10 protein-coding genes are annotated in these 13,974 nt (G+C 74.2%); 3 read left to right on the top strand and 7 right to left on the bottom strand.

Features of this window, described 5'->3' with window-relative positions:
- The first annotated feature begins 472 nt into the window (after positions 1–472).
- From AB0B01_RS22055 to AB0B01_RS22045, 3 genes are all read left to right on the top strand, one after another.
- Complete coding sequence (locus AB0B01_RS22055; protein ID WP_361721602.1) at positions 473–1,366, top strand: LysR family transcriptional regulator; 894 nt, start codon at positions 473–475, stop codon at positions 1,364–1,366.
- A gap of 110 nt (positions 1,367–1,476) precedes the next feature.
- Positions 1,477–2,721 carry a putative Ig domain-containing protein gene (locus tag AB0B01_RS22050; protein ID WP_361721599.1) on the top strand — a complete coding sequence of 415 codons (1,245 nt, stop codon included), beginning with the start codon at positions 1,477–1,479 and terminating at the stop codon, positions 2,719–2,721.
- A gap of 86 nt (positions 2,722–2,807) precedes the next feature.
- Positions 2,808–4,064 carry a cytochrome P450 gene (locus tag AB0B01_RS22045; RefSeq protein ID WP_361721596.1) on the top strand — a complete coding sequence of 419 codons (1,257 nt, stop codon included), beginning with the start codon at positions 2,808–2,810 and terminating at the stop codon, positions 4,062–4,064.
- A gap of 62 nt (positions 4,065–4,126) precedes the next feature.
- Here AB0B01_RS22045 and AB0B01_RS22040 read toward each other — a convergent pair whose 3' ends face one another.
- The 7 genes from AB0B01_RS22040 to AB0B01_RS22010 all read right to left on the bottom strand — a co-directional run bounded on the left by AB0B01_RS22040 (position 4,127) and on the right by AB0B01_RS22010 (position 13,970).
- On the bottom strand, positions 4,127–5,203 hold the full coding sequence (locus tag AB0B01_RS22040) for an alpha/beta hydrolase-fold protein (RefSeq protein WP_361721593.1): 1,077 nt from the start codon (positions 5,201–5,203) through the stop codon (positions 4,127–4,129).
- A gap of 43 nt (positions 5,204–5,246) precedes the next feature.
- Positions 5,247–6,854, bottom strand: a complete 1,608-nt coding sequence (locus AB0B01_RS22035; RefSeq protein WP_361721590.1) for a molybdopterin-dependent oxidoreductase — start codon at positions 6,852–6,854, stop codon at positions 5,247–5,249.
- A gap of 74 nt (positions 6,855–6,928) precedes the next feature.
- Complete coding sequence (locus AB0B01_RS22030; protein ID WP_361721587.1) at positions 6,929–8,110, bottom strand: oxygenase MpaB family protein; 1,182 nt, start codon at positions 8,108–8,110, stop codon at positions 6,929–6,931.
- Positions 8,111–8,138: 28 nt separating this feature from the next.
- Positions 8,139–9,173 carry a polyprenyl synthetase family protein gene (locus AB0B01_RS22025; protein WP_361721585.1) on the bottom strand — a complete coding sequence of 345 codons (1,035 nt, stop codon included), beginning with the start codon at positions 9,171–9,173 and terminating at the stop codon, positions 8,139–8,141.
- Entirely contained in the window at positions 9,166–9,465 is a 300-nt protein-coding gene (locus AB0B01_RS22020) for a hypothetical protein (protein ID WP_361721582.1), read from the bottom strand. The genes AB0B01_RS22025 and AB0B01_RS22020 overlap by 8 nt, the downstream gene beginning before the upstream one ends.
- A gap of 240 nt (positions 9,466–9,705) precedes the next feature.
- Positions 9,706–12,276, bottom strand: coding sequence for an alpha-N-acetylglucosaminidase (locus AB0B01_RS22015; RefSeq protein ID WP_361721579.1), 2,571 nt, complete (start codon positions 12,274–12,276; stop codon positions 9,706–9,708).
- A gap of 11 nt (positions 12,277–12,287) precedes the next feature.
- Positions 12,288–13,970: a ricin-type beta-trefoil lectin domain protein gene (locus AB0B01_RS22010; protein ID WP_361721576.1), complete on the bottom strand. Its 1,683-nt coding sequence runs from the start codon at positions 13,968–13,970 to the stop codon at positions 12,288–12,290.
- Positions 13,971–13,974 lie beyond the last annotated feature (4 nt).

Here is a 13,974-nt window from a genome sequence, read left to right as displayed (position 1 = left end):
GGGGTGGCACATCCCGGCATGCCGAAGGCCGTACGCGCACGGCAGGGACACCCCGGGCGGGGCCCGCCGAGGGCCGACGCGGTGCCCGGCCACCCGGGCCGCCCACCACCGCAGGAGCCGGGGCGGGCTTGAACGGTGGTCAACCTCCCCGATGCCGCGATGCATCGTGCGGGGACACCCCTGCACTGTCAACGGTCATGCGGAGCGCTCCCTTTCGCCCCGGCGGCGCCGCCGGGGCCACCGGTCCGCACCCCTCCCGGCCCCGGGCCGCGGCCCGCCCGGGCCGGTGGCCTGCACGGACGTCCCCCGGTCGGGCGGTACCCGGCGCACCGGCGGCCCGCACGATCCGGCCCGGCCCATGCCGCACCGGCATACCTCGGCGACCACCGGGCATGAACATCCCTGCACCGCGGAACACTTGTTCACCCGCCTGCCCCTTACAGGTAAGGCAGCACCCGGTTACCGTCCGGTCATGACCCCCACACTCGCGCAGCTTCGTTACCTCGTCGCCGTCGCGGACTGCCGTTCCATCACCGGTGCGGCCGCCTCGGTCTTCGTCGCCCAGTCCGCCCTGTCGCGGGCCGTCCAGGCCATGGAGCGGGACCTCGGAGTCGAACTCCTGGCCCGCCGGGGCAGGGGAGTGGACCTCACGCCCGAAGGAGCCCGCGTCGTGCGGCTGGCCCGTACGGTGCTCAACGCGGTGGAGGCCATCGACGACATCGGAGCCGCCCACGGCAAGGACGCCCGGGTCACCCTCACCCTCGCCACCACCCCCACCCTGGCCCTGGACCTGGCCGCCGAGCTCGTACCGGACTTCACCCGGCGGCACCCGGGCATCGACGTACGGCTCCAGCAGCACGACGGCCGGGAGGCGCTGGTACAGGAGCTGGGGGAGGGGCGCTGCGAACTGGCCCTGGTCGACCTGCCGGTCGACAAGGAGCTGTCCACGCACCACCTCCAGGAGCGCGAGGTGGTGTTGATCTCGCCGCCGGGCTCCCATCTGCCCGATCCGGTGCCCTTCCGGATGCTCGACGGGCTCCCCATGGTGCTGCCCACCCCCGGCACCGGCCGGCGCACCGAGATGGAGGCCCTGTTCAGCTGCCTGGGCGTGCGCCCCGTGCCCACCCTGGAGGTCGACGAACGGCTCGCCTGGGTGACCGGGGTGACCGACGGCCGGGGCTCGCTCATCTGGTACCGCGACGTGGTCCTACGCGCCTTCGGCAGCCGCGCCGAGGTCCGCTCCTTCACCCCGCCCCTGCTGCGCCCGGTGGGCCTCGCGCACGCCCGGCGACCGCTGAGCCGGGCGGCCCGCGCCTTCATCGCGCACGCCCGCCGCAATGCGCCCGTCCGCGAGCCGGTGCGCTGACCGGAACGCGCCACCCGGGCGCCCTGACATGCCGCCCCGGCACTGAACCATGCTCAAAGCGGGGGTGGTTGGCCCTGGCGCCCACGGCACGCTTCCCCTCCCATGGGCGCATGTCCCCACTCCTCACCCCACCACGGGCCGCCGCCCTCGCGACCGCGGCCCTCGCCGTCCTCCTGCCGGCGCTCGCCTGGACGGGCGGCGCCACCGCCACCGCGTCCCCCGCCGCCCCCGGCCCGGCCACCGCCGCGGCACCGGAGAAGAAGTGCACGCTCCCCGGGGGGCTGGCCGAGCTCAGCGGGCTCGCCATGAGCCGCAAGCACCCGGGCGTCTTCTACGCCGTCAACGACAGCGGCAACACGAACCAGGTCTTCGCCGTCGACTGCACGACGGCGACGGGCCGGCTGCGGGCCACGTACACCCTCGCGGGCGTCGGCAACACCGACTGGGAGGGCCTCGCCCTCGGCAAGGACTCCGCGGGCCGGCCGGCGATCCTCGTCGGTGACATCGGTGACAACTTCTCCGGTCGCGCCGAGATCACCGTGCACAGCATCACCGAGCCGGACCAGCTCGCCGACGCCACACCGACCCCGGTCACCTACCGGTTCTCCTACCCGGACGGCAGGCACGACGCCGAGTCCCTGCTGGCCGACCCCGCCACCGGGCAGCTCTACATCGCGAGCAAACTCATCGGAGCCGCCGGCCAGGTGTACAAGGCCCCGCTGCCTCCGCTCACCGGCCAGGTGAACATGCTCACCGCGGTCCGTCCCGGTCCGGTCTTCGCCACCGACGGCGCGTTCTCGCCCTCCGGTGCCTCGTACGCCCTGCGCAGCGGCGGACCGTTCGGTGCCAATACGGCCACCGTCTACGACAGCGCCGGGACCCGGCTCGCGGACGTGGCGCTGCCCGCCCAGTCCCAGGGGGAGACCGTGACCTACGCGGACTGCACCAGCCTGCTCGTCGGGTCGGAGAACGACACGCAGATCTGGCGGGTCCCGCTGCCCCCGGAGGCCACCCCGGGCTGCGGCACCCCGACGCCCACGCCGACCCCGACGCCCACGCCGACCCCCACCCCTACCCCCACCCCGACCTCCGGTGACCTCAAACTCGCCGACCCGGGCCCGCAAGCCTGCAAGTTCAACCAGACCTGCACCATCCAGCTCACCGCCACCGGAGGCAAACCCCCCGTCCGCTACACCGCCACCGGCCTCCCCTTCGGCCTCACCCTCGACCCCGCCACCGGACGCATCACCGGCAAACCCTGGGCCACCGGAACCCTCCAAATCACCGCCACCGCCACCGACACCACCCCCACCACCGCCACCACCACCTTCCCCCTCACCCTCACCTGGTTCTGAGGACTGCCGCCCGGCACGGACTTGTACAACCCGCCCCGCAGCCGCACTGTTGGCCGAGAGTCGTCCACACGGTCAGGAGAGTCGGCTTGTCACGGGACACGGCACCCGCGAACCCGCACGTCATCGACCCCGCCGGCGGCTGCCCGCACGCGCTCAGCGCCCGGCTGCGAGCTCGGGGCGCCGTCGCGGAGGTCGTACTCCCCGGCGGGGTGCCGGGTGCGGTCGTCCTCGGGCACGACACGCTCAAGGAGTTCCTGTCCCACCCCGACGTGGCCAAGGACGCCCGGCACTTCCCGGCCCTGCACGACGGCACCATCCCCATGGACTGGCCCCTGCGGGTCTTCGCGAACGCCCAGGGCATGCACACCGCCGACGACGCCGACCACCGCCGGCTGCGCTCCCTCGTCGGCAATGCGTTCACCGCCCGGCAGGTCGAACGACTGCGCCCGCGCATCGAGGAACTCACCGCCGAACTCCTCGACGACCTCGGCCGGGCGGCGGCCGAAGCCCCGGACGGTGTCGCCGACCTGCGCAGCCACTTCGGGCTCCCGCTCCCGATGAGCGTGATCTGCGAGCTGCTCGGCGTGGACCCCGAACACCGGGGCCGGCTGCACCACCTGTCCCACACGCTGATCATCGCCACCGACACCACCCCCGCCGAGGCGATGGCCGCCGTACGCGAGCTCGTCGAGCTGATGGGCACCATCGCCGCCCGCCGCCGGGAGCAGCCCGGCGACGACCTGACCAGCGCGCTGATCGCCGCCCGGGACGGCGACGGCGACCGGCTCAGCGAGGCGGAACTCATCGGCACCATGCGGCTGGTGCTGGTCGCGGGCCACGAGACCACCCTCAACCTGATCAGCAACGCCGTCCGCGCCCTGTGCACCCACCGCGACCAGCCGGCGCTGGTCATGGAGGGCAAGGCGAGCTGGTCGGACGTGGTGGACGAGACCCTGCGCTGGGACAGCCCGGTCAGCTGGTTCCCGTTCCGCTACCCCACGCGCGACCTGACCGTCGGCGGGACCGTGATCCCCCGGGGCACCCCCGTACTCGCCGGATACACCGCGGCGGGCCGCGACGAGGCCTTCCACGGACCGGACGCGGACCGCTTCGACCTCACCCGGCCCACGGCCGCCCGCGCCCTCTCCTTCGGCCACGGCGCGCACTACTGCGTGGGCGCCCCGCTCGCCCGGCTGGAGGCCACCATCGCCCTGGAGCGGCTCTTCACCCGCTTCCCGGATCTGGACCTCGCCGTCCCCGAGCCCGAACTCCCGCACCAGCGCAGCTTCATCGGCAACAGCGTGCAGGCGCTGCCGGCCCGGCTGACCGCCCGCCCGGCCTAGCCGGCCCCGCGGCCCCGCGGCCCCGCGGTCACGGGTTCCAGGGACCCCGGCGACCCGCGGGTTCAACGGGAGCCGGCGGGCGGCGACAGCTCGGTGCTGAGCCAGCCCAGGGCGTTCGGGTACATCGCGCTCCAAGTCTGGAAGTTGTGGCCGCCGGCCGGGCGGACGAGCGTCTTGACCCGGACCCCGCCGCCCGCCGCGGCAGCGGCCCGGCTGAAGGCCTCCAACTGCTGCGGCGGGCTGTCCCTGTCCTGGGCGGAGGTGGCCAGGAACAGCCCCACGTCGGCCTTCTTCCGCTGTCCGACCAGCCACATGGGGCTGTTGCGCTCGCGCAGGACCGGGTCGGCCAGGACGCCGGGGTCCCCGGTCAGCGGGTCCGGGTCCAGCGCGGCACCCGCCCGGAACACCCCGGGGTACTGGAGCGGCAGCTTGGCCGCGCAGAACGCCCCCGTCGACACGCCCATCACACCCCACCCCTTGGGCCCGCGCAGGGTACGGAAGTTCCGGGCGACCAGGTCCGGCACGTCCCGCACGAGCCAGTCGGCCACCTTGCGGGTGGGCGTGTTGCTGCAGTCGGTGTTGACCCCGCCCGGGTAGATCTCCGGGAGCACCAGGATGAACGGGTGCGCCGCACCGAGCTGGACGAGGTCGTCCAGCGCGCCGGGCATGTTCCCCAGGTCCATCCACGTCCGCGGCGATCCCGGGTAGCCGTGCAGCAGCATGAGCACCGGAAACCGGGTCTTCTGCGCGCCCGGCGCCCGGTACTCGGGCGGAGTCCACACGATCACCTGGCCGGCCAGCTTCGAGTGCGCCCCGCGGAAGTAGGTGCTCTGCGTGCCGTCGCTGCCCCGGGTGAACCTCGCCCGGCCCAGCGGCGGCCCGGTCATCGTGGAGGCGGCCTGCACGTCCCCGGTGCCCAGCAGGTCGTCCCAGGAGGCGTACAGCCCGTAGCTGCCGTTGATCCAGGTGGCGGTCACGGCGATCGCGGTGAGCTGGCACAACGCCAGCATGCCCACCCGCACGGGCCACCGCAGCCAGCCCGGCCCCGGGATCCGGTTCCACAGGAGCAGCGCGGCGAGCATGGCGAGCGCGGTGACGGCGATCAGGGTGAAGAGGAACGACGTACCGGTCAGCTCCATACGGTCAATGTACGGGCAGCCCCGGCACGAACCCGGCAGGCGATCACCTCGGGTTCGCGGACGGCCGGGGGCGCACCCGCACCTCCACCGCGTGCCACCCCGTTGCCCCATCGGGCACCGTGCCGTGGCGCACCCCCGTCTGGACGGCGCCCGTGCGGTCCGTGGCGCGGACCTCCAGGGTGTGGCGGCCGGGCGTCGCGTCCCAGGGCCACACCCATTGGCGCCAGGTGTCATCGCCGTCCGCGGCACCGAGCCGGGCCTCGTGCCACGGGCCCGCGTCCACCCGTACCTCCACGCGGGCGACGCCCCGGTGCTGCGCCCAGGCCATCCCGGCCACCGCGACCCGCCCCGCCACCGGTTCGGCCCCACCGCGCGGGGTGTCGATGCGGGACTGCGTCTTGACCGGTGCCTGCTGCGCCCACGAGCGGCGCACCCAGTACGCGTCGTACGCCGCGAAGGTGGTCAGGTGCAGCTCGCGCAGCCACTTGCAGGCCGACACGTATCCGTACAGACCCGGCACCACCATCCGGACAGGGAAGCCGTGCGCGAAGGGCAGCGGCTCGCCGTTCATCCCGACCGCCAGCAGTGCCTCCCGGCCGTCCATGACCGCCTCGACGGGCGTGCCGATCGTCATCCCGTCCACCGAACGGGCCACCAGCTGGTCGGCGGGGCCGCCCTGCGAAGGCGGTCTGACCCCCGCCTCGCGCAGCAGGTCGGCCAGGCGGACGCCGAGCCAGCGGGCGTTGCCCGCGTACGGGCCGCCGACCTCGTTCGAGACGCAGGTGAGGGTGATGTCGTGCTCGACCAGGGGGCGGGCCAGCAGCTCCCGGAGGTCGAGGACGAGCGGGGCCGCGACGCCGTCCCCGTGGATGCGCAACCGCCAGGTGTCCGCGTCCACCCGCGGCACGACCAGCGCGGTGTCCACCCGGTAGAAGTCCCGGGCGGGGGTCAGGAAGCGGGAGAGCCCGGGCACCCGCAGGTCCGCCCCGGCCGGGACCGGCGGCGCGGGAACGTCCGGCTTCGGCAGGACGAGGTCCGCCCGGGAAGCCGTGGCGCCGGCGGATCCGTAGGCGCCGAGCCGCCGACCGGCGTACCCGATCCCGGCCGAGGCGGCCAGCGCGGCGGCGACCAGCCGTCCGAAACCGCGCCGGTCCATCGTCCAGGCCCCGCCGTCCGGGGCACCCGCCGAACGCGGCCGAGTCAGTGCCCTGACCAGCAGGTACAGCACACCGGCTGCGGCGAGGCCGCCCACCAGCGAAGGCAGCCCGTCCTGCCAGGCCGCCCCCGGACGGCTGAGCGCGGCCCCCGCACCGACCAGGCCGAAGCAGGCGGCGACCGCGATCCCCGCCCACCGCCGCCGCAGCGCGAGCACCCCGGCGGCGGCCGCGACCGCCCCCAGGATGACGATGATCCCCAGGGCCAGCAGCAGCTTGTCGGAGGTGCCGAAGGCCCTGATGGCCCACTCCTTGACGCCCACCGGCGTCAGGTCGACCACCGCCGCGCCGACCGCGGTGACCGGGGAGGCCTCCGGCCGGACGGCGGCCGCGACGAGCTCGGCCGCGGCCAGCCCGGCGAAGGCGGCGACCAGCCCGGCCACGACCGCACCCGGCAGCGCGCGCCGCCGCCCCGGCTCGGTCGTCCCACGGGTCATGCGCGGTCACCGCCCCTGTCGCTCGCCGTCACCGTCCCCGCCCTGCCGGTTCCAGTGTCGCCCCGGGGGGCGGGTCAGTGCACCGGTGCCGGCGGCACCCAGCGCCCGGTGCGGGGCGCCTTCACCCCGTACTCGGTCCTCAGCTCCGCCGGGATGGCATGGTGCATGACCCGGCCCCGGGTGAGCGCGGACAACTCGAAGCCGGAGAGCAGCGAGCCCGCCTTGTCGAGGGCCCACTCGGCGAAGGGGCTGCTGTCCTCGATGGTCTCCAGCAGCCCGAGGAACACGGGCACGGCCTTCGCCGCCGTGTCCCAGGGGCTGCGCGGGATCTCCAGCCAGTCGCCGATGGTGTCGCCGACGAGGTAGCGGACGGTGGCCGGGACCATCGGGTCGAACAGGGTGCCCGGTACCACGTCCTCGTACATCCGCATCAGCTGGGCGTTGAGGTGGACCCCCTCGGGGGAGGGGCCGAGGTTGCGCAGCAGGTAGAGGTCGCAGTAGTCGCGGGCCTCGGCGAGGTTCTCCGGCACGGCCGACATGTCGCAGCCGAGCATGGCGCCGACCGCCCGCCAGGCGTAGAAGTAGGCCTCCGCGCCGTCCTCGCTCATGTGGATGCCGAGTCGGTGCATCGCGTCCAGGACGAGCAGCGAGAAGCAGATCTGCCCGCCGATCATGTCCTCCTGGCAGATCGGCAGCCCGTCCTTCTCGACGTCCCAGTGGCCGCCGTGGCGCAGGTGGTGGCGTACCGCCGCGTGCAGCAGCCTGACCTTCTGGGCGGCGGGGATGAACTTGCTGCCCTCGGCGAAGGAGTTGGTCTGCATGAGGTACGTGACGAACTGGCCGGTGTTGGCCATCCGGCGCGAGGGGTACGCCATGGAGTGCGTCGAGGCGAGCAGCCGGGAGAGCCGGGGCACGGCGTAGGTGGCGGGCATCGCGGCGAAGGACAGGCCCGTGTTGATGTGGGCGGCGTTGTCCATGAAGAACAGCCGGGCCTGCTCCATCAGGTCCCAGTCGACCCAGCTCGGCGGCATGGCGGTCGCTTCGAAGTAGGCCCGGGCGGAGGCAGGGAGCTGCTCGGGCAGCTTGTCGCCGGCGGTGTTGAAGAAGCGCATCAGCGTGTTGAGGTCGCCCACCTCCTTGCGGCGGAACATCTCGGCGACGGTCTCGTCGGCGAGCGGGTCCCCCTGGATGCGCAGGGCGTCGAGGGCGGCGTCGTCGTAGCGCGGGCGCGGCGAAGCCGTCTTGTTGGTGTTCACTTGACTCGTCTTTCTCGTCAGTTCCTGACTACAGCGAACGCTCGGCCGCCGTATCGGCGAGCTCGCACAGCGCGGACCGCGCCTCCACCGGCATCGGCACGCGCTCCAGCGCACCGCGGGCCTGGGTGATGCGCTCCCGGATCATGTCCTCGACCTGCCGGCGGGCGCCGCAGCGCTCCATCAACGTGCGGACGGACGAGGCCTCTTCCTGGCCGAGGTCGGGATTGCCGACCAGCTTGGCGAGCAGCCGCCGGTCGTCCTCATCGGCGGCGGCCAGGGTCAGGGCCAGCAGCGCCGTCGGTTTGGCGTCCCGCAGGTCGTCCAGGTTCGACTTGCCGGTCGTGGCCGGGTCGCCGAAGGTGCCCAGCAGGTCGTCGCGGAGCTGGAAGGCCTCGCCGAGCGGAAGCCCGTAGCCGGAGAAGGCGTCCAGCAGGGCGCGGGGGGCCCCGCCGAGGGTGGCGCCCAGGTGCAGGGGCCGCTCCACCGTGTACTTGGCCGTCTTGTAGCGGGCCACCTCCAGCGACTGCGCCACCTGGGGTACCCGGCCGCCGGCGGCGTCGGTGCGCAGCACCTCCAGGAACTCGCCGGCCATCGTCTCGCGCAGCAGCGTGGACCACAGGGGGACGGTCCGGGCCAGGTAGCCCCCGGGCAGCCCGCAGGTGGTGAAGAGGTGGCCGGCGTACCCCATCAGCAGATCGCCGAGGATCATCGCGAGGGCGGTGGAGCGCCGGCCGGCCGCGGCGAACGCGGCGTGCGCGGTGAGCTGCCCGTGGCGCATCCGGCTGTCGTCGATGATGTCGTCGTGGGTGCAGGCCGCCGCGTGTACGAGTTCCATCGCGGCGGCGGCCCGGATCACCCCCTCGCAGTCGGGCTGCCCCGCCGCACGCCACCCCCAGTACAGGAACGCGGCCCGGATCCGCTTCCCGCGCGCCAGGGATCGCCGCAACTGCTCGGTGAGCGGGGAGAGTTCGGCGTGGAGGTGGAGGAGCTCCTGCTCCTCCTCGTCGGCGAGCCGGACCAGCACCTCGTTGATCCGATCCTTGAAACCGGAGTGGTCATCCACGGGGATGGCCCTCGGTGGCGACTCGCTCGGCGGCCCGCCGAGCCATGGATTCGAGGTAGTTCTCGGTGCCCGCGCCCACCCGGCTGGTGGCCAGCTCGCCGCGCTTGCGCAGTTCCACCACCCCGTCGGTGAGCAGCTCCCGCAGGTCCGAGCGGCGCAGGACGTCCTGCGCGCGGTCGGCGGACTGCCGTAGCTGGTCGAGGGCCAGGTCGGCGACCCCGGCGGCCAGGAGCGTCAGCAGCTCCAGCGTCGCAGGGGCCTCCCGGCCCTCGGCGGATTCGGTCTGGGACATGCGCGGCGCACCCCTGCTCGTGTCGTGCCGTCTGGCGTCGGAAGCGGCGGCCGCCGACTCGTTCCGACGGCCACCCTTGATCGTTTCCGGGCCAGTGAACCGAGTGCCCGTCCCGTGCGGCGAACCAGGCGAGCCGATCTCCCTCGCATGAGCACCGAGATTCCCACGGGAGGGTGACGATCAGCTCATGATCCGACCGCCACCGCCCGGGGTGGTGTAGGCGTGGGCTGCCGCGGGGTGTCAGCGGGCCGCCTTCAGGGTGGTCGCGATGGCGGTGGCCAGCAGGTAGGGGTCCCCGCTCGGCCCCTTCGCCCCGCCGTGGTCCCGGGTGGTCTGCCGGGCCCACTCCTCCTCGAAGGCGTGCCAGTCGATCTCCCGCGGGGCCGTGCCCCGCACCAGCGCCTCGTCCAGCGACCCGAAGTAGGCCGCCCACCGCCGGGCGTAGAGGCCCTCGATCAGGCCGCCCCATTCGCGGTTCGCGTAGTCGTGCAGGAAGCCGCCCTCGCTGGTGCTGCGCCGGCCCCACACGCTCAGGAGGGAGCGGGCGTCGTACTCGTAGCGGTCCTGCTCCGCCTCGTCCGCGCCCCAGGAGCGGGCCGCCGCCAGCCAGCCGCCCAGCAGGAAGTTCGGGTCGGACCCGGTGACCGCGTCCAACTGCCGCTCCGCGTCCTGCCATTGCCCCGTCAGTGCACGGAAGGAGGCGAGGTCCTTGGCCTCGTACGCGGCCTTGATCCTGGGCAGCAGCACCCGGGAGTGGTTGGCGAGGGCCTGGCGCGCGGTGTCCACCAGGTCGAAGCGGTAGGCGCTGGAGCCGCGCAGCCGCGGGTCCACCTGCAGGAGGTGGTCCAGCGCCTTGCGCACTCCCTCGGCCGGGTAGCGCATCGACTTGGGGCTCCAGTACGCCGCCCCCGCCGCCGTCAGGCTCGGCCGGGCGCTGAACAGGCTGTCCTGGGACTCCGACCACAGCCCCGAGGAGGTGCTGTACGGCCCCTTGCGCAGCTCCTCCCAGGCGGCCGCCGCCTCCGGGTCGGGGCGCCCGTACCGGCGGCGCGCGAAATCGGCGAACCAGGCGCGCTGGTCGACGGGCCCCGGCTCCCAGGCCAGGTCGGTGAACAGGTCGAAGGCGGCCGGGTTGGTGCCGGTGGCCTCGGGCAGGTAGGCGATGCCCTTCAGGGCGCTGTCGGGCTTGGCCCGCCAGGCTCCGAAGCGGTCGATCCAGACGGAGGTGTTCGCGCCGATCGTGGTGTGGCCGCCGAAGTTGTAGATCGTGCCCATCGCGTACGGGACCCCGCCCCAACGGGCCTCGCGGTCGAGCCGGTTGTAGCGGTCCGAGAGCCCGTCCAGGATCAGCATCTTCGAGGTGTCCACCCCCGCCAGCAGCTCCGCCCTGGGGCTGTCCTGCCAGCCCAGCACCGCCCACACCGCACCCGGATGAGCGGCGTGCAGCGCCGCCTGGACGGCGCCGGCGGCCGCCTTCACGTCGACGGGACCCGCCGTCCCGCCCTCGTGCAGCGGGCTCATCCGGTACATGGCGCTGTCCCCGAACACCGCGCGCTGCTCGGCGTAGTACGCGGCGGCCAGCTTCGCGAACGCCGGGGAGGTGGGGTCCAGCCAGTCGGGCCGGTCGAAGCCCGCCCAGTCGCCCTGGGCCACCGTCCTCGCGCCCGCATTGCGGGCGGCGAATCCGGGCGGCACGGTGCCGAAGAAGCCGGGCAGCACCGGGGTCATCCCGAGCCCGCGCAGCTGCTCGGCGATCCGCCCGCCGAGCTCGGCGCGCTCGCGCATCAGCCGCTCGGAGACCGGGCCGCCGAAACCGCTCAGGTTCTGCAGCAGCCACCAGCTCTGGTGGCCGGGGCCGGGGATCCACTCCCGCAGCTCCTCGGGGGAGTAGCCGAAGCCCTGGAGGGCCCGGTAGTACGGATACTCGGCACCCACCTGCACGAACACCTCGTTGATGCCGTGCAGGGCGAGCAGGTCGATCTGCCGCTGGTGCTGCTCGAAGGTGCGGTACGGGCCGGAGTAGCCGTCGTCCGTGTCATTGAGGGCGTAGCGGTGGGGGACGAGCGCGCTGCGCGTGACCGGCGCCGGTACGGCGGGCAACTGCGGCGGCAGCAGCCCGATGCTGTCGCCGGGCCAGCCGATGTCGGCTCCGGCGATGTGCTGGAGGTACCAGCCGACCCCGGTGAGCAGGGTGGCCCCGGTGGAGCCGCGTACGGTGACGGCGCCCTCCGACCCCGACACCGTGAAGGTGTCGGCCCCGGCGGCCGGATCCGCCACGAGCGTGAACTGGGCGGCGTGCCGGGGCAGCAGCCGGGCCAGCGCGGCCCGCGCGGGCGCGGTGTCAAAGGCCTGGTGCCCCGGCACACCGGATACGCCCGGGCCCCCGGCCCCCCGTACGGGCACGGCGCCGGCGCCGGCCGCGCCCGCGCCGGGGGCGGTCCCCGACCAGGCCAGGGCCGCCAGCACGAGCGGCACCGCGACCAGTGCGGCCCGGCGGGTCCGCCGCCGCGTCCCGACCCCCCGGGTCCGGCCCGCCGCCCCGCTCGACCGCCGGCCCGACGTCAGGTCCGGCGGGCGGCCCGTCTCCCGGTCGGTCGCCGCTTCGGCCGCCCGGTCCGGCCGCGGGTCCGCCGTGCGGTCCGGGCGTCGGTCCGAAGTCCGGTCCCGCTGTCGGTCCGTCGGGGGCACTGCCCGCAGGGCCGCCGACGGGTGCGTTCCCGGGGCCGGAGCCGGCCGCCGGGTCTTCGCGTCGTCCGTCATCTGATCCGCCGTCCCGTCCGGGGCCGGGTCCGCCATGGGCTGCCGCGTCATCGCCTGGTCCCTCAGACCGGGAGGGACCAGGCCTGGTCGACCCGGTGGTCGCCGCAGGCGGTCAGGCGCAGCCGTTCGGCCGGGGCGTCGGGGGTCGCGGCCGCGGCGGGAGCCGTGAGGCACAGCCCGCTGACGTCCTCGACCAGGGACCCGTCCCGGCGGTGCGTCCAGGCCTGGCCCTGCTGCCCGGGCGCGCACCGGGCGAGTTCGACCGTGCCGGCCTCGCCCGCCGACAGGCACGCGCCGGCCAGCCGCAGGCTCGCGTCCTCACCCAGGATCCAGCGCTGGTCGGCGCCCGCCGTGCAGGGCGCCAGGATCACGGCACCGAGACCGGTGGTGTTGGCGCCGTCGGCGCACTTGGCGCCGTCACCGGTGATCTGCCCGGTGGGCACCGCGTCGGCGCAGCCCTGGTGCGGGGTGAGCCGCCAGACCGCCGTGTCGTGTGCGGCCAGCCGGCCCGTGAGGGAGGTGGCCACCTCCGAGCTCCTGCCGGTCCACAGGTCCTTGGCGTCGACCGTGCAGGAGTACAGCCCGATGTCGCCGAGCGGGACGGAGATGTCCCGGGTGCTGCCGGACCGGTTGAGCACGGCGACCGCGCGGTCGCCGTTCGCCAGCGGCCGGGCCAGGACCTCGAACGTGGCGTTCGCCGAGAGCACCGCGCCCTGACGGCCCATCGGGTCCTGGTCGAGGGCGATCAGGTCGGTGTTGCCGAGCGCGGCCAGCCCGCCGGGGGTGAGGGCCGAGACCTCGGAGGACAGGATGAAGGGGGCGGCCATCATCGCCCACAGCCCGACCTGGCTGCGGCTCTCCGCCTCGGTGAGACCGGGGGCCCCCGCGATCAGGAAGTCGGGGTCGTTCCAGTTGCCCGGGCTCGCGTACCGGCCCAGCCAGCGGTTGTAGCCGTAGTTGCCGAGGACGGAGGACCAGCGGGAGGTCGCCGGAGCGGCCGGCTGGTAGACCTTGATGTCCTTGCCCTCACGCCACAGCTGGCCGGTCTCGCCGACCCAGCCGAGGACCTTGTGCCAGTCGGGGCCGCCCCATTCGCCCTGCTGGAAGTAGGCGGGCGCCGACGCCGAGAGGACCATGTCCCGGCCGCTCGCGCGCAGGGCCGCGGCCACGGCGTGGTACGCGTCCCGGTAGGCCTGCTCCTTCGTCTGCCCGGGCGGCACCCACAGGTTGCAGCCGTCCATCTTGACGTAGTCAACCTTCCAGGACGCGAACTGCCGGGCGTCCTCGGCATAGTGGTCGGCGCCACCGCCCTCGGGTGCCCCGCTGCCGGGGTAGCGCTCGCAGGTCAGGGAGCCGGCGTCCTGGTAGATGCCGAACTTCAGGCCCTTGGCGTGCAGGTACGAGCCGAGCCAGGCCATGCCGTGCGGGAACTTCTGCGTGTCGGTGACCAGACGGCCCCGCGCGTCCCGGCTCCTGGTCATCCAGCAGTCGTCCACGGTGACCGTGTCGTAGCCCTTGGCGGCCAGACCCGTGGACACCAGCGCGTCGGCGTTCGCGAGCACCTTCGCCTCGTCGATGTCGCACATGTAGTGCGCCCAGTTGTTCCAGCCCATGGGCGGGGTCAGGGCGAGCGGGGTGTCCGAGGTCGCGGTGGGCTCGGCGGCGGCCGGGGAGGGGGCGAGGCAGAGCGCGAGCAGGGCGGCCGCGGTGAGACAGGGGAGCGACGCACGCAGGCGAAGCGGCACGGAG

Source organism: Streptomyces sp. NPDC044571, from assembly GCF_040647115.1.
Taxonomy (GTDB): Bacteria; Actinomycetota; Actinomycetes; order Streptomycetales; family Streptomycetaceae; genus Streptomyces.
This window is presented reverse-complemented; position numbering and strand designations above follow the sequence as displayed.